The 14,870-nt window shown below is 70.1% G+C and carries 16 protein-coding genes and 5 pseudogenes; 17 read left to right on the top strand and 4 right to left on the bottom strand.

What is annotated here, in order from left to right:
* Window positions 1-53: 53 nt before the first annotated feature.
* The 3 genes and pseudogenes from ACWC9T_RS32640 to ACWC9T_RS32630 all read left to right on the top strand — a co-directional run.
* Complete coding sequence (locus tag ACWC9T_RS32640; protein WP_449824661.1) at window positions 54-608, top strand: endonuclease domain-containing protein; 555 nt, start codon at window positions 54-56, stop codon at window positions 606-608.
* A 289-nt stretch (window positions 609-897) separates the two neighbouring features.
* Window positions 898-1,401 carry a transposase gene (locus ACWC9T_RS32635; RefSeq protein WP_449824659.1) on the top strand — a complete coding sequence of 168 codons (504 nt, stop codon included), beginning with the start codon at window positions 898-900 and terminating at the stop codon, window positions 1,399-1,401.
* Window positions 1,326-1,640 (top strand): annotated as a pseudogene (locus tag ACWC9T_RS32630) (transposase); the annotation flags it as partial. The gene ACWC9T_RS32635 and the pseudogene ACWC9T_RS32630, both read left to right, overlap by 76 nt.
* Before the next feature lie 129 nt (window positions 1,641-1,769).
* On the opposite strand, the gene ACWC9T_RS32625 reads toward ACWC9T_RS32630, so the two are convergent.
* Complete coding sequence (locus ACWC9T_RS32625; protein WP_449824658.1) at window positions 1,770-2,198, bottom strand: hypothetical protein; 429 nt, start codon at window positions 2,196-2,198, stop codon at window positions 1,770-1,772.
* A gap of 593 nt (window positions 2,199-2,791) precedes the next feature.
* Here ACWC9T_RS32625 and ACWC9T_RS32620 point away from each other — a divergent pair.
* The 6 genes and pseudogenes from ACWC9T_RS32620 to ACWC9T_RS32595 all read left to right on the top strand — a co-directional run bounded on the left by ACWC9T_RS32620 (window position 2,792) and on the right by ACWC9T_RS32595 (window position 7,435).
* Window positions 2,792-3,256, top strand: coding sequence for an RICIN domain-containing protein (locus tag ACWC9T_RS32620; protein ID WP_449824657.1), 465 nt, complete (start codon window positions 2,792-2,794; stop codon window positions 3,254-3,256).
* Between the two features lie 108 nt (window positions 3,257-3,364).
* Window positions 3,365-3,635 (top strand): annotated as a pseudogene (locus tag ACWC9T_RS32615) (helix-turn-helix domain-containing protein); the annotation flags it as partial.
* Between the two features lie 249 nt (window positions 3,636-3,884).
* Window positions 3,885-4,781, top strand: coding sequence for a hypothetical protein (locus ACWC9T_RS32610; RefSeq protein WP_449824656.1), 897 nt, complete (start codon window positions 3,885-3,887; stop codon window positions 4,779-4,781).
* Between the two features lie 96 nt (window positions 4,782-4,877).
* Window positions 4,878-5,882, top strand: coding sequence for an alpha/beta fold hydrolase (locus ACWC9T_RS32605; protein ID WP_449824655.1), 1,005 nt, complete (start codon window positions 4,878-4,880; stop codon window positions 5,880-5,882).
* A gap of 714 nt (window positions 5,883-6,596) precedes the next feature.
* Window positions 6,597-6,908 carry an IS3 family transposase gene (locus ACWC9T_RS32600; protein WP_449824654.1) on the top strand — a complete coding sequence of 104 codons (312 nt, stop codon included), beginning with the start codon at window positions 6,597-6,599 and terminating at the stop codon, window positions 6,906-6,908.
* Between the two features lie 152 nt (window positions 6,909-7,060).
* Window positions 7,061-7,435 (top strand): PaaI family thioesterase, encoded by a 375-nt coding sequence (locus ACWC9T_RS32595; protein ID WP_449824660.1) that lies wholly within the window; start codon window positions 7,061-7,063, stop codon window positions 7,433-7,435.
* A 213-nt stretch (window positions 7,436-7,648) separates the two neighbouring features.
* On the opposite strand, the pseudogene ACWC9T_RS32590 reads toward ACWC9T_RS32595, so the two are convergent.
* Window positions 7,649-7,756: pseudogene (locus ACWC9T_RS32590) on the bottom strand (IS481 family transposase); the annotation flags it as partial.
* 272 nt (window positions 7,757-8,028) lie between these two features.
* Window positions 8,029-8,832, bottom strand: a pseudogene (locus ACWC9T_RS32585) (LysR family transcriptional regulator); the annotation flags it as partial.
* Window positions 8,833-8,959: 127 nt separating this feature from the next.
* Between ACWC9T_RS32585 and ACWC9T_RS32580 the strand changes: the two are divergent.
* The 5 genes and pseudogenes from ACWC9T_RS32580 to ACWC9T_RS32560 form a co-directional block, all read left to right on the top strand.
* Window positions 8,960-9,142 carry a hypothetical protein gene (locus tag ACWC9T_RS32580; RefSeq protein ID WP_449824653.1) on the top strand — a complete coding sequence of 61 codons (183 nt, stop codon included), beginning with the start codon at window positions 8,960-8,962 and terminating at the stop codon, window positions 9,140-9,142.
* Window positions 9,121-9,327, top strand: a complete 207-nt coding sequence (locus ACWC9T_RS32575; protein WP_449824652.1) for a carboxymuconolactone decarboxylase family protein — start codon at window positions 9,121-9,123, stop codon at window positions 9,325-9,327. Before ACWC9T_RS32580 ends, ACWC9T_RS32575 begins: the two co-directional genes overlap by 22 nt.
* Window positions 9,328-9,469: 142 nt before the next feature.
* Window positions 9,470-9,748, top strand: coding sequence for a hypothetical protein (locus ACWC9T_RS32570; protein WP_449824651.1), 279 nt, complete (start codon window positions 9,470-9,472; stop codon window positions 9,746-9,748).
* Complete coding sequence (locus ACWC9T_RS32565; protein WP_449824650.1) at window positions 9,748-10,224, top strand: hypothetical protein; 477 nt, start codon at window positions 9,748-9,750, stop codon at window positions 10,222-10,224. Before ACWC9T_RS32570 ends, ACWC9T_RS32565 begins: the two co-directional genes overlap by 1 nt.
* Before the next feature lie 341 nt (window positions 10,225-10,565).
* Window positions 10,566-10,727, top strand: a pseudogene (locus ACWC9T_RS32560) (IS110 family transposase); the annotation flags it as partial.
* Window positions 10,728-10,902: 175 nt separating this feature from the next.
* On the opposite strand, the gene ACWC9T_RS32555 reads toward ACWC9T_RS32560, so the two are convergent.
* Window positions 10,903-11,931, bottom strand: a complete 1,029-nt coding sequence (locus ACWC9T_RS32555; RefSeq protein WP_449824649.1) for an aldo/keto reductase — start codon at window positions 11,929-11,931, stop codon at window positions 10,903-10,905.
* A 104-nt stretch (window positions 11,932-12,035) separates the two neighbouring features.
* Here ACWC9T_RS32555 and ACWC9T_RS32550 point away from each other — a divergent pair, with 104 nt between their 5' ends.
* The 3 genes from ACWC9T_RS32550 (at window position 12,036) to ACWC9T_RS32540 (ending at window position 14,855) form a co-directional block, all read left to right on the top strand.
* A complete protein-coding gene (locus ACWC9T_RS32550; RefSeq protein WP_449824648.1) occupies window positions 12,036-12,977 on the top strand; it encodes an AraC family transcriptional regulator in 942 nt (313 codons plus the stop codon).
* 800 nt (window positions 12,978-13,777) lie between these two features.
* A complete protein-coding gene (locus tag ACWC9T_RS32545; protein ID WP_449824647.1) occupies window positions 13,778-13,906 on the top strand; it encodes a hypothetical protein in 129 nt (42 codons plus the stop codon).
* Between the two features lie 790 nt (window positions 13,907-14,696).
* Window positions 14,697-14,855 (top strand): ATP-binding protein, encoded by a 159-nt coding sequence (locus ACWC9T_RS32540; protein ID WP_449824646.1) that lies wholly within the window; start codon window positions 14,697-14,699, stop codon window positions 14,853-14,855.
* The last annotated feature ends 15 nt before the right edge of the window (window positions 14,856-14,870 follow it).

The following is a 14,870-nucleotide window of genomic DNA, read 5'->3' as shown; positions in this document are numbered from 1 at the left end:
GGCCCCGACACCAGCACCCTAGGAACCCAGCCCACCCGAGACGGCAGATACCTATGCCAAACCACCCAAAAGGTCACTCATTCCGAACTGCACCCATCGAAAGACGCCTGTCGGAGGTGCCTGCGACGGTGGCGGGGAGGAGCAGGATCCCGCCGCTGGAGGCGAACGTGGACTACCGGAAGATGTCGTCGGAGGCGAAGGCCGCGTTCCTGGCGGAGCGCCGGCGGTGCGAGCTATGCGGCAGACCGTCGGTGCTGGTTGACCACGACGACGCCTCGCACGAGGTGCGGGGAGCACTGTGTAGGCGCTGCAACTCCCGTCTCGGGTCCCTGGAGGCGGCGCTACGCCTGCCGGCCACCGGGGCGTTCCAGACCATGGCGCACGACCTGCACACGGCCCTGGAGCGAGGCGAGCGGCTGAGCCGGTGGGTCGACCGTGCGGACCTGGCCTACCTGGGCATCCCCGGGCCCGAGTACAAGGCCCGGCTGCGCAAGGTCCACGCCCTGCTGGTAGGCGTTGGGTCTGTACGTCGCGGGTTTCCTGGTGAAGGCGGGCGTGGCCGCGGCCGGCGGTGGTCAGGTGCCAGCGGGTCGGTGTGCCGAGGGTGAGGTCGGTGGTGACCTCGCAGCGCAGGGTGATGGTGCCTGCGCGGATGAGTTCGACGGTGAATGGCCAGGCGTCGTCGTCGAAGCGTGCCTTGAGAAGCGATTCCCAAACCGAGGGACACGACTGTTGCTCAAACTTCCGTGCGTATCAGGCTCGTTCGGGTGATCGCTCCGCGGCCAGCGCATAGAAGAAGGGTCTCCTGCGCAGTTCGGTGATGTCGAGTCAACGAACCATCAGGAGGCCCTAGTGTCCCACTGTGCCGTGTTCGCTCCGTCCGCGTCCAGCTCCGGCATGTCGTGCGATTGCCTCGCACACCGGCTCGGGAATGCCGCTGACCAGCCCGACCGGACCCGCCGCTACGGCTCCGATCTGACCGACGCGGAGTGGGCGATCGTGCGGCCGCTGCTGCCGGTCCCGTCCTGGCGGAACGGACGCGGCGGCCGCCCGGAGGGCTACTGCCACCGGCAGATGATCGACGCCGTGCGCTACCTGGTCACCGAGGGCGTGCGCTGGGCCAGCCTGCCCAGTGACTTCCCCAAGTGGCGGGCGGCATACCGGTTCTTCCGCCGCTGGCGCGACAACGACTACATCAAGGAGCTCTACGGCCGACTGCGCAAGATACTGCGCGAACTGGCCAGCAAGAAGGAAGAGCCCACGCCGCGATCATCGACTCTCAGTCGGTCAAGGCCGACGCCACCGTCGGCGCCGCCACCCGCGGCTACGACGCCGGAAAGAAAATCAACGGGCGCAAGCGACACATCGCCGTGGACACCCTCGGCCTGCTGCTGGCCGTGATCGTCACCGCCGCGTCGGTCAAGGACAACGACGCCGGCCGCGACCTCCTTGAACAACTGCGCGCCGAACACCACCGCATCGCCCTGGTCTGGGCCGACGGCGGCTACACCGGCTGGCTGGTCATCTTCGCCCGCACCGTCCTGGCTCTCGCACTGACCGTCGTCAAGCGCAGCGACGACGCCAAGGGCTTCGTAGTGCTGCCGCGCCGCTGGGTCGTGGAGCGCAGTTTCTCCTGGCTGATCCGGGCCCGGCGCCTGGCCCGGGACTACGAGACCCGCATCGACAGTGCCGAGGCGATGGCCTGGTGGCCGCGAGTATCCAGGCCACCCGCCGCCTGGCCCGCTCCGGCCGACCGACACCCCGTCGGGTCAAGCGGTCCGCGGCCTGAACAGCCCCGGCCGCCCATCAGTCAACCAGCCCCGCTCGACCAGCCGCTTCGCCCGAAACCGCGCTGCCTGCTCCCGCGCGTCACTGGCCGACCAGCCCAGATGCTCGCGCATCGCCCGTGCCCGCGCTCCGTCCCCGCCACCGGCGGCATCCTCCTGGACCAGGGCCACGATCCGCGCGCACTCAGGCGGCAGCACCTCGATCCCCACCCCATCGCGCCACAGCGGGACCTCCACCCGCGGCCCAGCAGCACCCGCGGCCGGCAAATCCACCGGCGCACCGACCACGACGGCTTCCTCATCCGCCTCGGCCACAGCAGCCTGAAGCCCCTCCAGCTCGGCCCTCAACTCCTCCGCCCGGGCCAGCGCCACCCGCTCGCGCCTCTCCAGCACGCCCAGCACCGACGGCATCCGCCACCTCCCAGCACACCCCGCACCGATACGACGCTCCGAGCATGCCTACCGACCGACGGCCACACACCTCACCTGGGAAAACGTGACCCTATCTTCGGTTTGGGACTCGCTTCTGATGGTGGTCCAGGTACGGCTTGACGCGCCGAGGATGAAGCTGCGGTCGTCGTGGCGGCGGGAGACGAGGAGCTGGTCGAAGGCGGCCGGGTCCGGCGGCGTGCCGGGCAGGAGGTCGACGTGTGTGTCACGCAGTCGCCTTCCCCCGGTGTGCACGATCCGTTGGGTTCCGTCTTCTTGGCGGCGGGTGCGCTGAACGAAGCGGGCGGTCAGCCCAGGCGGGGTGTCGGCCAGGTGGACGACGGGGCCGTGGTGGGGTTGACCGGTTGTGGCGCTCACTTCCTCGACGGGCCCCAGCCTTGGCCAAGCGGCCTTCCGGCGTGATCGGAGGGGGATCATCCGATTATCCATCATGACATCTGTCACATCACGCTGGTGACATTGTTCCCTGCCATTGTCCCCTTGTGTAGCGACATGCTGGACATGCGAACTTTTGATAAATAAAAGTTTGCAATAGACGAGTCAGGGGAGGCAGGATGAAGAAAATCAACTTAGGTCGTTTCGCTGTTGCAGCCGTGGCTGCCGCTACGGTCGGATTCGCTACCGCTGGCCCGGCGTTCGCTGATGGTTATGTCCAGTGGAAGGACGCGGCCACCGGAAGGTGTCTGACCTGGAATAATGACGGCGTCCTCACCACCCCGCAGGCATGCGGCAGGAGTTACGGAGATTGGTACGAGCAGGAAGTGTCCACCGGCGTTTTCCGGATGTACCCCTATCAGGACCAGGGGAGGAAGCAGTGCCTAGACAGCAGCGACGCGGGTAGGGTCTACCTGAACCCGTGCAACTCTAGTAACTACCAAAAGTGGAGGGAGACCAAGACCTCCACTGGGTGGCGGCTTACCAATGTCGCGACGAGCCGCGTTCTCGACAGCAACTTCAAGGGGTCGGTGTACACAAACCCGGACGAGGGCGACAGTAACGAGTACCAGCGCTGGCACTAAAGGAAATGCCGTGCTATTCGGGGTGCGAGGGCACGAGGGAAAGCAAAGGGCCCTTGGTCTCGGGTCTTGAGTTCTAGCGGTCGTTGCAACACCCCAGCAAGGGGTGCGATGTACTTCGAGATCCGGGAAGACCGGACCGGGAGAGGTTGCCGTCTGACGCGTGAGCGGGAGGCATGCTTCCAGCTCATGCAGCAGGACTACAGCAGCAAGGAGGCCTGCGGGATCGTCGGTATTCAACCAGCGGACCGGCAAGCGGTGGCGTAACGGGTGGCATTCGCCGCCCAACGGCCGCAAGCCGGTGCCTCCCATGCAGGTGGGGGCACCGGCTTGCGGCCCGTCGCGCTACCTGCGGGAGGAAGACCGCATCCACATAGCCGATTGAGCTTCCCCCGTTGCGCGGGATGGACCTGGAAGACTCCGGCAGCAGGGCCAGATTCCTTCAAGAAACTTGAACGCGTTCAAAGCATCCGTGGGGGTGGATGATGACCGGATCGTTGTCGTCGCGTTACGCCGGGCCTCGGCCATGGGGGCTCGCCGCGTGGGCCGGTGCCTCGTGGCTGATGCTGACGGCCAGTCATATGCCGTGTGTCACTGCACCACAGTACGGTGCCGAGCGAGAGTGCGGGGCATGACCTTGTGGCCCCTGGATGCCCTGGCCGGACTGGTGACGCTGGCCCTGGAGGCTGGAGCCGCCTTCCTGTACTTCCTCGCGTCCCGGCTGAAGCAGTGGGCGGGCTACAGGACGGAGAACTCGGACCGGTTGGCCGTCGCCGTGGCCGTCACGATCACCGCCACGCTCGGTATGGGATTCCGGTGGGCGGGCCTGCCGGTCTCCGCCTGGAGCCAGTTCGCGGTAGGAGGCGCCCTGGTCCTCCTGGTCCTGGCGGCCCTGATAACCCTGGTGGTCGATCCCCTGGTTGCGGCCTGCTGCCGTCGCTGTCGCCGTCGCCGTCGCCGTCGCCGGCGCCGGCGACGGCCGCGGGCCACGGCGGACCACGGCTACCGCGGGCCTCGGACTCCGCGGCCGGACGCGATCACGGCCTCCCTGTCCCTGGTGGATTCCCCCGAGCGGGGCCACCGCTGGGGTCCCATGGTGTGGGCGCTGGCGGTTGTCGAGGTGGCGGACGGTCCGCCGTTCGCGGAGCTGATCGTGGAGGTCGGTGCCGAGTTCCACGACCAGCTGGTGGAGGCTGCGGTCGACAGCGGTTTCGTGCCCGCCGAGGGTGAGCCGCCGGACACGAGCGGGGCCGTCGAGATCGGCGGCGACCTCGTGACGCGCCTGGTGCTGGCCGGCGGTCGCCACGGGTTGGAGCCGAACTGGCGGGCCGAGGTGACGCCCGGATGGCTGGCCGCAGCCGAGGACAGGGGCGCCATCCTGGTCAATCTCGTGCCGCCGGGTACGTGGCCGCCCGGGCTGCTGGGGATGGAGCCCGAGGCGCGCCGCGCCGCGTTCACCCGGGGGCTGGACCGGGCGAGATCCGCGGGCTGGGTGCTGCACGGAACGGCATCCGTGCGGTTGGTCTAGCCGTTGCCGTTGCGGTGCCGGGGCCGGTCGCAGGGCTGGACCCGTCGCGGCCGGTGAACGAAGAACGTCACTCAATACTCAAGGAGGAGGCCGTCGATGGCCGAGGAACAGCACAGTGCCAGGAGTGGCAACGCGAAGACCGGTGGGACGTCGCGGCGCAGTGCGCTGAAGGCGACCGTGGTCGGGGCGGGGGCGGTCACCGCGATGGGCACGGCGGCCTCCATCTCGCGCGCGGACGGGCCCAGGCGCGGCGCGCCCACCTTCGTCCTCGTCCACGGCTCGGGGAGCAACTCCTTCTACTGGCAGCCCTTGTTGCGCGAGCTGGGTCTGCGCGGACACCGCGCGATCGCGGTCGACCTGCCCGGGCACGGGCTCGGCGCGTGCCTCCCCGAGTCCTACCAGTGCCCGCAGGACCTTGAGCGGCTGCGCACCGAGCCGTCCCCGCTGTCCAGGGTGACGCTGGGCGACTTCGCCGAGCATGTCGTCGGCGTGGTGCGGCGGGCGCGCCGCAACGGCCCGGTGGTGCTGGTCGGGGAGAGCCTCGGCGGTGCGACCGTCAACGCGGTCGCCAACCAGGTGCCCGAGCTGGTCGAGCACCTGGTGTACGCCTCCGCGTTCTGCCCGACCGGGCACCCCTCGGCGCTGCAGCTGATGATGACTCCCGAAGCGGCCACCAGCTGCAGTTTCAAGATTCCCGCAGTGCAGACGCCGCCGGAGCTGGGTGTCAGCCGGGTCAACTGGCGCTCGGGCGACCCCGCGTTCCTCGCGGTTGTCAAGGAGGCGATCGCCGCCGACCGGTCGGACGCCGAGGTCCGGGCGCTGATGAACATCCTGGAGCCGGACGAGTCGGCGGCGGTCGGTGCGAGCGAGGACGCCCGCGGGCTGCCGGGGAAGTGGGGCCGGGTGCTGCGTACGTTCGTGCGCTACACGCAGGACCGCATCATCCCGCTGCCGCTCCAGGACCTCATGATCCGTGAGGCGGACGACGTCACACCGCACAACCGCTTCCGCGTGCGGTCGCTGAGCGCGCCGCATGCCGGCCCCCGCGACCCGGGGCTCCTGGCGCACGAGCTGGAGCTCGTCGCAGGGTTGTGCCGCTGATCGCGTGTTTGGCCTCCACCGCTGCGGCCGTAAGGCTGTGCCGAACTGACCGAGTTGGCTGGCACCTCGCATAGAGTGGCGCGATGCCCCTGCCTGTCGACCGGCTCGCCCTGGACCTGCTTGATGCCCATCTTGAGGCGCTCTGGCACGGAGCGGATCTCCCCTCCACGGAGGTACCGGCCGGTGTCGCTTCTGACGGTGCGGGCGAGCTCGTTCGCTGGGCCCTCGACCGGTTGCGGGTCGTGCCCCGCGAGCCGAGGGACGTCTTCGTCCGCGAGGTCGGGGGCCTGCTGGCGGAGTTCCGCAGCCCTGTCCCTGGAACGCGGCGCTGCGGCTGTTCGACGACGTCTACGCGTTCGCAGCGACCGGTCCTCGGTGGCACGAGGACTGGGCGTACGACGTCCTTGCCGTGCTGCACCGGGAGGTACCCGATCCCCGTGGCTGGGTTCGGCTGGATCCGGACCGCACCAACACCGCGCGCCGAACGGTGCCGGCCTATCCCTTCGATCCCCCGGCCGCGTCGGAGGTCCCCGAGCGTCTGTACCGCCTGGACGCAGGGACGGCGGTCACCGCTCTCGCGGTCATGGCCGAGGAGTGGTCGTCGGGAGCCGTTCCCGTCAGTGCCCCAGAGCTGGCGGAGTTTCGCCCAGTACTCGTCGGCCCACACGCGATGGGAAGCCTGCCGCTCGGCCTCCCGGGGGCGGGTCGGATCGAGTGATCGCGCTCCTCGACGAGCATCCCCTGGGAGTTGAGCCGGTACTCCGGGAGACGGGCACCGCGCCCTCCACCTACTACCGGCGGCGCCTGCGCGAGCGGCAGCCCACCCGCCGCGAGCAGGAGGACGCCGTACTCACCGAGAAGATCGAGGCGATCCACGAGCAGTCGCACGGCATTTACGGCTCGCCGCGCGTCCACGCCCGCCCCGCTGGCGTGCGCGTCGGACGCAAACGGGTCGAACGGCTGATGCGCCAGGCCGGCCTGGACTCGCCGACGCGCGCCGCCGACCTGGACATCCCCCACCGCTAGTGCGGCTGGCCTACGCTGAAAAATCCGCCTCACCCCGTACGAGCACTGCGATGCCCGCCGAAGGAGATCACGTGGAAGACCAGACACGGCGGAAAGAGGCGAGCCCCGAGGTGCAGGCACGCATCCGGGACAGTTTCGACCGCCAGGGGCTGATGCGCCACCTCGGTGCCCGCATCACCAGGATCGCGCCGGGCCTCGTCCACATCGAGCTCCCGGCCCGGCCCGAGGTGACCCAGCAGCACGGCTACTTCCACGCCGGCGCCACCAGCGCCATCGCCGACAGCGCCGGCGGCTACGCCGCCTTCACCCTGTTCCCCGAGGGCACCGACGTACTCACCGTCGAGTACAAGATCAACCTCCTCTCGCCCGCCCTCGGCGACCACATCGAGGCCATCGGAACGGTCCTGAAGGCCGGACGCACCCTGACCGTGTGCAAGCTGGAGGTTTTCGGCGTCCAGGACGGCGAGCGCAAGATCGTCGCCAACGGGCAGCAGACGCTGATCTGTGTGGACCGGCCCGAGCGATGAGGTGGCACCTGACTTTCCCGCCGGTGTCAGACAGGTTCGGTCGTGAACACCGGCGAGGCGTTGTGCCCGCCAAAGCCGAACACGTTGGTCAGCGCCGCGCTGAGTGCGAAGTTCGCGGCCCCGGGACCAGATGAGCTGATGCCTGGACAGTTCCGGATAATACCTACCATCACGCGGGCCCGCGCCGGATCCTCGGCGCGGGCCTCACGGACCAGTGATCCCTGTCTGGGTGAAGAACGCCTGGGCGCGGATCCAGGATCCGGCGGCGGTCTCCTTGCGCTCGTCGACGAGGATCTCACTGTAGGCCAGGCGGGAGTGGTCGAATTCGCGCACCACATCGCGGCAGAGGACGGCGCCACCGCGGTGCTCACTCGCATCGGCGTCACGCGGGAGGAGGAGGGGCAGGTCTGTCGGGCCTGCCGAGCGGCGGCTGTGCTCCACGAGAAGCTCTGCCCGCCGTGGAAGAGGACGTGGGCGGTACACGGTGTTCTCCCCTGTCGGGGCCAGGAACGGTCCTCGCGCCTACCGCCTCGACGAAGGTGAGGACCGCAGGGTCGGTGACCCCTGACGGCCAGGCGAGTACGACCCGGCTCGGCGGGGTAGTCGGCCAGCGGGATGAAGGCGATGCCCTCGATTCGGTGGCGGTGGGCCGCACCGGCGGGGAGGATACCGATGGCACCCTGCCACACGATGGCATGCAGGCACTCCGACACCGTACGTACCACCGGCCCCGAGCCGGTGCCCGCAGACCGCTCCACCGCCTCGCCGCTGTCGGCCTCGCCAAGCCAGTACCGCCGCCAGGCAGCGTCGGCATCCTCGGGCAGGCGGATCCATGGTCGGCCCAGCAGGTCGCCGACCCGCAGATGGGGCCGCCGCGCCACGGGGTCGTCCGCTGGAACCGCTGCCACCGGCGGCTCCGTCTCCAGCAGCCGGACCGCGAGGCCCGCGGCGTCGAACGGAAGCCGAGTCAGAGCGACATCGACCCGACCGGACCGCAGTCCCGCCGTCGGGTCGCTGATATCCGCTTCGCACAGCCGTACCTGCGCGTCGGGGCGGGTACGGCGGAAGGCCGCGGCGGCGCGTGGGCCGAATTCGAGACCCGCTCCGGCAACAGTGCCCACCACGATGGTGCGCCGCCGGCCAGTCTCTCGTACCCGTTCCCGCGCCCGCTTCGCCGCGTCGAGCAACTCCCGTGCCTCGACCAGCAGAACCGAACCGGCCTCGGTGAGTTGTACGCCCTGCGCGGACCGTTGGAACAACCGACAGCCGAGCTCGTTCTCGAGCTCACGTATGCGCTGGCTGAGCGGCGGCTGCGACATGTGCAACCGCGCAGCGGCGCGACCGAAGTGCAACTCCTCGGCCACGGCGACGAAATACCGCAGGCGGCGAAGATCCATGCCGTCCACCATGTCGAGACGGTCCGAGGTCTACCGAAACAGTCTTGGACGGCCTCGCGGGTGCGCTGGTCCCGGCGCGATCGCACGGGTTCTCGCCCGATAACTGCTCACCGATGGAGGCACTCCCATGCACCAGCACAGCCACGGCCACGGCTACGCCGAGCCGGCCGACCTGCAACGCGCCCGGCAGGTCGGCCGCCTCGCTCCCGACGAGTTCGCCGCCTGGCAGTTCTTCCAGAAGGTCGTCGACCGCGAAACGGCTCCGTGCCACGCAAGTACCGTGAACTCGTGGCGATCGCCGTGGCACTGACCACCCAGTGCTCGTACTGCCTCGACGTGCACACCGCCCAGGCCCGCCGACACGGCGTCACCGCCGAGGAACTCGCGGAGGTCATCTTTGTCGCCGGAGCGGTGCGTGCCGGCGGGTCGCTGGCTCATGGCCTGCAGGCGATGAAGCTCTACAACGCACACCCGGCCGCATCGCCACCCTCGTAGGCCGTGTCACGCACCGCCTCTGGCCTGCGACTCACATGATCATCGAGACTTTGAAACGCCCCCTGCCCCGGATGGATGCGTGGCCTGGGAGTCATGTGTCGAAGTGCTCGGGGGCCTGGGGAGGGGCATTCGCCGGGGTATCGTGCGGGAGGCCGAGGATGATGTCGGCGGCGCGGGTGCGGACGTCGGTGCGGGTGCGGCCGGGGTGGTCGGCGGCGAGGAAGTGGTTGCCGATGGCCGTGCAGAAGGCGAGCAGGGCACGGGCCTCGACCTGGTCGGGGTCGGAGTGGAAGATGCCGGCGGCGTCGCGTATGAGCCCGAGGGGGACAACGTCATGTCATTCGGTTTCGTTGCCTTCCACTACCCGGCCCCGAGCGCGTCGAGGAGTTCGTCGGCCGGTGCCACCAGGTCGCCGAGGTGATGCGGCGGAAGCCGGGCTTCCAGTCCGTCGGGGTCTGGGTCCCCCCGAACGGCGACACCGTCGTCACCACAGGTGCGTTCGAGTCCGAGGAAGCCTTCCGGGCGACGGCCGACGCCGCCCGGAAGGTGGGCGCTACGCCCGACTGCATCAGCGACCTGGAGATCAAGCCCCCCAACCCGGACGGTGACGAGCTGCTGGCCGTCGAGCAGGCCGCGGCCCAGCAGTCCCGCCAGGACCGGGAGGCATCGGAGCGGGAACGGCGTCGTCCGGCCTGCCGCCGCTGCTCGGCGAGGTTCTCGGACGAGCGGTGGGAGGAGAAGGAACGAGGCTGGAACGACGGCGGGCTGTGCGCCGACTGCCGCCAGGCCGACGCCGGCCGAAAGGCACTGGAGGCCGCCGAGCGCGAGCGCGCCGCCGCCGAAACCGCGGCCGCCGAGGCGAAACGGCTTCCCGGTGCCTGGTGGCGCCGGTCCTGACCCGGCCTCACCCACCGGCAGGCCGCTGACCTGCGGTGGGGAGTTTCAGCACACCCGCTGACCTGCGGTGGGGAGTTTCGCCCCGTTACCTTCTTCGTGGCCCCGAAACGGGGCTCCTGGCCTCCGGGCCCGGTATGACTGTTGCCCCCTGTCGATCGCATGACCTGGGGGTGGTGTCACCGAGCCCGGAGCACCGTATGACCGCTGATGAGAGGCTTGACCGGCACCCGGCCGAGCGCAACGCCCGGCCGCTGACGGATGCCGGGTCTGCGTAACGTGGATGCGCGCGAACGGTGCCGACGGGCGAGGCCGGGACGGATGAACGACCTTCGGGGGGTTCGGTGTTCGACACGAGTGACATCGCGGTCTTCCTCGGCCTGGACGTCGGAAACGGCGACCACCACGGCCACGGCCTGACCGCCGCCGGCAAGACCGTGTTCGACAAGCGGCTGCCCAACAGCGAACCGAAACTGCGGGCCGTCTTCGACAAGCTCACCGCCAAAGTTCGGCCGCGTCCTGGCCACCGCGTCCACTCGTGAACACAGGCAGGTGGGTCTGGCGGCTGGGACTCTGGACCCGCAGCCCTGAGCCCTCCGCGGAGGGTCTATAACGACCGTCATAGGGCTGAGGCTCTCAGGGCTGACGCTGTCCGCACCACGCCGTGCTGTCGCGCTGTTGTCACGCGGCTGCGCGTTCGACCGGCGGCCGACGCCTCAATTCCCGCTGGCGGATGGCCGGCGGCTGGTAGGCCATGTCGAGCGTGCCAGTGTCCGTGCCGGGCGGCACGATGGCGTCGATCCGGTCCAGGACGTCGTCCGAGAGCGTGCCCTCGGCGCCCGCGAGCAGATCGTCCAGGTGTGCCATGGTCCGCGGTCCGAGGAGCGCGGATGTGACGCCGGGGTGCGCGAGCACGAAGCCCATCGCCAGATGGGTCAGCGGCATGCCCGCCTCTTCGGCGAGCGGGATGAGCTGTTCGACGACGTCGAGCCGCCGGTCGTCCTTGAGGTGTTGGAAGCCGTACTGCGAGCGGTGCGTCGCGGCCTGCTGGCCCTTCCGGTAGCGTCCGGTCAGCAGCCCGCCGCCGAGCGGCGACCAGACCAGGGTGCCCATGCCGAACTCCTGCGCCACCGGGAGCACCTCGCGTTCGATGCCCCGGTTGAGGATCGAGTACACCGGTTGCTCGGTACGGGGCCGGGCGAGGCCGCGCCGCTCGGCGACCCAGTGGGTGCGGACGAGCTCGGAGGCCGGCATGGCCGAGGTGCCGAAGGTGCGGATCTTGCCGGCTCGCTGCAGGTCGGTGAGAGCCCCGAGCGTCTCCTCGATGTCGGTGTCGGGGTCCGGGCGGTGAATCTGGTAGACGTCGACGTAGTCGGTATCGAGGCGGCGCAGCGAGTCCTCCAGCGCGCGCACCAGCCAGCGCCGGGACGCGCCTTGGTGGTTCGGCTCGTCGCTTATCGGGTTCCGGGCCTTCGTCGCGAGCACGACGTCGGCCCGACGGCCCTTCAGCGCACGGCCGACGATCTCCTCCGACTCGCCGTGCGCGTACATGTCGGCCGTGTCGATGAGGTTGATGCCGGCGTCCAGGGCCCGGTGGATGATGCGGACACAGTCGTCGTGGTCGGTGTTGCCGAGGGCACCGAACATCATGGCGCCGAGAGCGTAGGGGCTCACCTTGATCCCGGTCTTGCCGAGGCCGCGGTAACGCATGTTCTCTCCTGAGGTCCGTTTGCGGGGTGCTGCCACCAGCCTGTCGGGGAACGGCCGGACGATGAATACTTGTGAGTCCAGATTTTTTGAGCGAGAGTACGGGCATGCCCCCCGACCGACTCTCCGAAGCACTCGATCTGGTAGAGGTCCGCGGCGTCCTCACCGGCGGCATCGCGGCCCGCGGCGGATGGTGGGGCCGCGGACCGCTCTCCGACCCGGTCAAGTTCTTCGCGCTCGTCAGCGGCCGGGCTCGCCTGACCACCGACGGGATCGACGAACCGGTCGACCTCGTGGCGGGTGACGTGGCGATCCTCACCGGCCGCTCCTGGGTCGCGTTCGAGGCCGGCGCGGAACCCCGCCAGGAGGTGCAGCCGGAATCCGACTTCTCCACCGACCGCTTCGCGCGCTCCGACCGCGACGCCGACGACATCGTCATCGGCGGCTGCGTCAGTCTGAACGAGGCCGGAAGAAAGCTCCTCCTCGAATCACTGCCGCCAGTGGCACACATCAGGTCCGCCGGTGACGACGACCTGCTCCTCGCCGCCCTGCTGCGTCTCTTCGACGAGGCGACCGCGCAGCGGCCCGGCTCGGCCTTCGCGATCCGGCAGTACGGTCAGCTCTTCCTGCTGGAGCTGTTGCGGTCCTACGTCGACCAGTCCGCGCTGCCGTCCGGCTGGCTACGGCTGCTCGTCGACGAGCGCCTCCGCCCCGCCCTCGACCTGCTGCACGGCCGCCCCGGGCGAGCCTGGGGGCTCGAGGAGTTGGCGCGGGCCGCTGCGATGTCCCGGACGACCTTCGCCGAGCGGTTCCGGGAGGCGGCCGGTGTGCCGCCGCTGACCTACCTGGGGCGGTGGCGCATGCTGCTGGCCCAGCGCGCGCTGCGGGACGGTGACGCCCGTGTCGCGGCGCTCGCCGAGGAGTTGGGCTACGGCTCGGAGAGCGCCTTCAGCACGGCGTTCAAACGGGTCGTCGGCGAGTCGCCGCTGCGCTACCGGGCTCGGGTGCGACAGGACGTCACCGGCCGCGTTCGGACCGAGACGCTATGACGCGTCGGTCCCGCTCAGCTTCCTGCGAGGCCTGGCCGATGCGCGCGTCCGCTTGTTGGCTGCGTAGGTGAGCACTGTGCGGCGCGGGCACCGCGTATGACCCGAGCCTGATGGCCCGGCAGTGCCTGGAAACCGTCCCGCACTTGGCGCTCGCGGTGGCCTTGGCATCCGCCGACCGGGACTGATCGACTGGCCAGGTAGGGCGAAAAGTGTGGCCACCTGCCCTGCAAAGTGGCCATCTATCGTGCACACCCGAGCGCAGGCCGCAGCCAGCCTGCCGCAGGTTGCATCTGAGGTTGCTACTGCCGGTTGCTACTCGGGGTTGCGTCAGGCGGTGCCGCCGGAAGCGGCATTTTCGCAGCTCAGACCCCGTTTGTCCATAGGTCGCCGGGCGCCGACTACTTCTCCCTGGGCACCTCGACGGTGCCGGGTGAAGTCCGGGCACCGCCACCGGAGCGTCGAAGGAGAAGAGGAGCAGGAGAGTCGGCGCGCAGAGCAGGAGCGGAGACAAGATCCCGGCAACCCGATGCTGCGCGCCGACGGCGTGGTGGTGGTCCGCTGCGCGGTGGCCCGGCGGCCCCGCTTCGCGGCGCCACCGGCCGGAGAAGGGGCGAGGGGGAGACCACGTCGGGACCGCCGGCGGTAGGCCGTCCTGCGGCTCCCGCTCGCCGCCCGGCACAAGACGTGGCGGCTGGAGGGCACGGCCGGGCTGGAGGCGGCCGGGCAGGTGCTCGGCCTGCCCCGCGCCGACATGGGCTCTACGGCCCGGGGCGCCATCGCGTACTGGTGCCCAGCACGCGATGGCGGTCAACGAGACGATCGCCGCGTTCGTCCTGGGCGGCACCGCGCCCGGGGCCGCGGGCGGGGTGGGCGCCGTGACCGACTGGGCGACCGAGTGCCTGCACGACAGCCGGGGACGCGACCACTGACACCACGACGCCGACGGCGACCCGCCAGGGCGCCGAAGCGCAGGCCTCGCGCCGGGCTGCGCACTTCCTACCCGGGCGCCTGGCCGTTGTCCATCCGACCTCGAGATCCCCGGAGGACCCCGCCAGCCGGCCTCCGCCCCAAGCCGCTTCGGCTGCCTCGGTCGCTTCAGTCGCTCTTCCAGGCCGCCGTCGTGCCCGGCAGCGCCAGGCACGGTGGACCCGCTGGCCGTTGCGCCGGGCCGGAAGCGCGTGGCGGACCTCCCTTCACCCGGGCTGCGCCGCAGGGCCCGGCCACGTCGGCGCCGTCGCAGCGGTGCGCGGCTGCCGGCCCGGGCCGTCGCCGCCGTCCTCGTGCCCTCGGGCCGTTCCGGTCGTTGAACCGGGCGAGCGTCTTCAACCAGGACGCCCCGGCGGAACGCACTGCTGCCCGGCTGGTACACCCCCCACGGCTCCGGACAGCCCAGGCGCCCGCCCTGCGGGTCGGCCGGCGCGCACACCCGGCCGACCCGCTCAGGGCTTGCCCGCCCTGACCGAGACCGGCGGGCAAGCCCCACACCGCCGCCGCGCCCTGCCGCGGCGAAGGCCGAATCTGTCGGATCCCGTGTCACACCCGGCATGGGCGTGGTGGGCGGGGGCAAGCTGTCGCCCATGACGAAACGAGGCCCCTGCCACGGCCGGCGATTGTCACGCGCCAAGGCCTTGGGCGTGCCGCCGGCAGCTCTCGACGCGCAGCGCCCCCGCGTGCCGTTCCCGCCCCACATCTATCGGCTGGCCGCGAGGGCGGCCATCGGTGATCGCCCGCTACAGCAAGATCGATCTCCTGTGTTTGGATGAATTCGGCTATCTCAACCTGGACCGCAAGGGCGCGAAGCTGCTGTTCCAGATCTTCACCGAACGCGAGGAACGCAAGGCCACCGCAGTCGCCACGAACTCCCCGTTCCCCAGATGAGTGGGACAAGACCTT

The sequence above is a fragment of the Kitasatospora sp. NPDC001159 genome (assembly GCF_053598235.1).
The sequence above is the reverse complement of the archived record's forward strand: the minus strand, read 5'-3'. Positions and strand labels throughout refer to the sequence as shown.

Excerpts from the sequence above, each read along its gene's own strand:
- ACWC9T_RS32640 (WP_449824661.1), top strand. The coding sequence starts at position 54 with ATGCCAAACCACCCAAAAGGTCACTCATTCCGAACTGCACCCATCGAA.
- ACWC9T_RS32635 (WP_449824659.1), top strand. The coding sequence starts at position 898 with ATGTCGTGCGATTGCCTCGCACACCGGCTCGGGAATGCCGCTGACCAG.
- ACWC9T_RS32625 (WP_449824658.1), bottom strand. The coding sequence starts at position 2,198 with ATGCCGTCGGTGCTGGGCGTGCTGGAGAGGCGCGAGCGGGTGGCGCTG.
- ACWC9T_RS32620 (WP_449824657.1), top strand. The coding sequence starts at position 2,792 with ATGAAGAAAATCAACTTAGGTCGTTTCGCTGTTGCAGCCGTGGCTGCC.
- ACWC9T_RS32610 (WP_449824656.1), top strand. The coding sequence starts at position 3,885 with ATGACCTTGTGGCCCCTGGATGCCCTGGCCGGACTGGTGACGCTGGCC.
- ACWC9T_RS32605 (WP_449824655.1), top strand. The coding sequence starts at position 4,878 with ATGGCCGAGGAACAGCACAGTGCCAGGAGTGGCAACGCGAAGACCGGT.
- ACWC9T_RS32595 (WP_449824660.1), top strand. The coding sequence starts at position 7,061 with ATGCGCCACCTCGGTGCCCGCATCACCAGGATCGCGCCGGGCCTCGTC.
- ACWC9T_RS32580 (WP_449824653.1), top strand. The coding sequence starts at position 8,960 with ATGCACCAGCACAGCCACGGCCACGGCTACGCCGAGCCGGCCGACCTG.
- ACWC9T_RS32565 (WP_449824650.1), top strand. The coding sequence starts at position 9,748 with ATGCGGCGGAAGCCGGGCTTCCAGTCCGTCGGGGTCTGGGTCCCCCCG.
- ACWC9T_RS32555 (WP_449824649.1), bottom strand. The coding sequence starts at position 11,931 with ATGCGTTACCGCGGCCTCGGCAAGACCGGGATCAAGGTGAGCCCCTAC.
- ACWC9T_RS32550 (WP_449824648.1), top strand. The coding sequence starts at position 12,036 with ATGCCCCCCGACCGACTCTCCGAAGCACTCGATCTGGTAGAGGTCCGC.
- ACWC9T_RS32545 (WP_449824647.1), top strand. The coding sequence starts at position 13,778 with ATGGCGGTCAACGAGACGATCGCCGCGTTCGTCCTGGGCGGCACCGCG.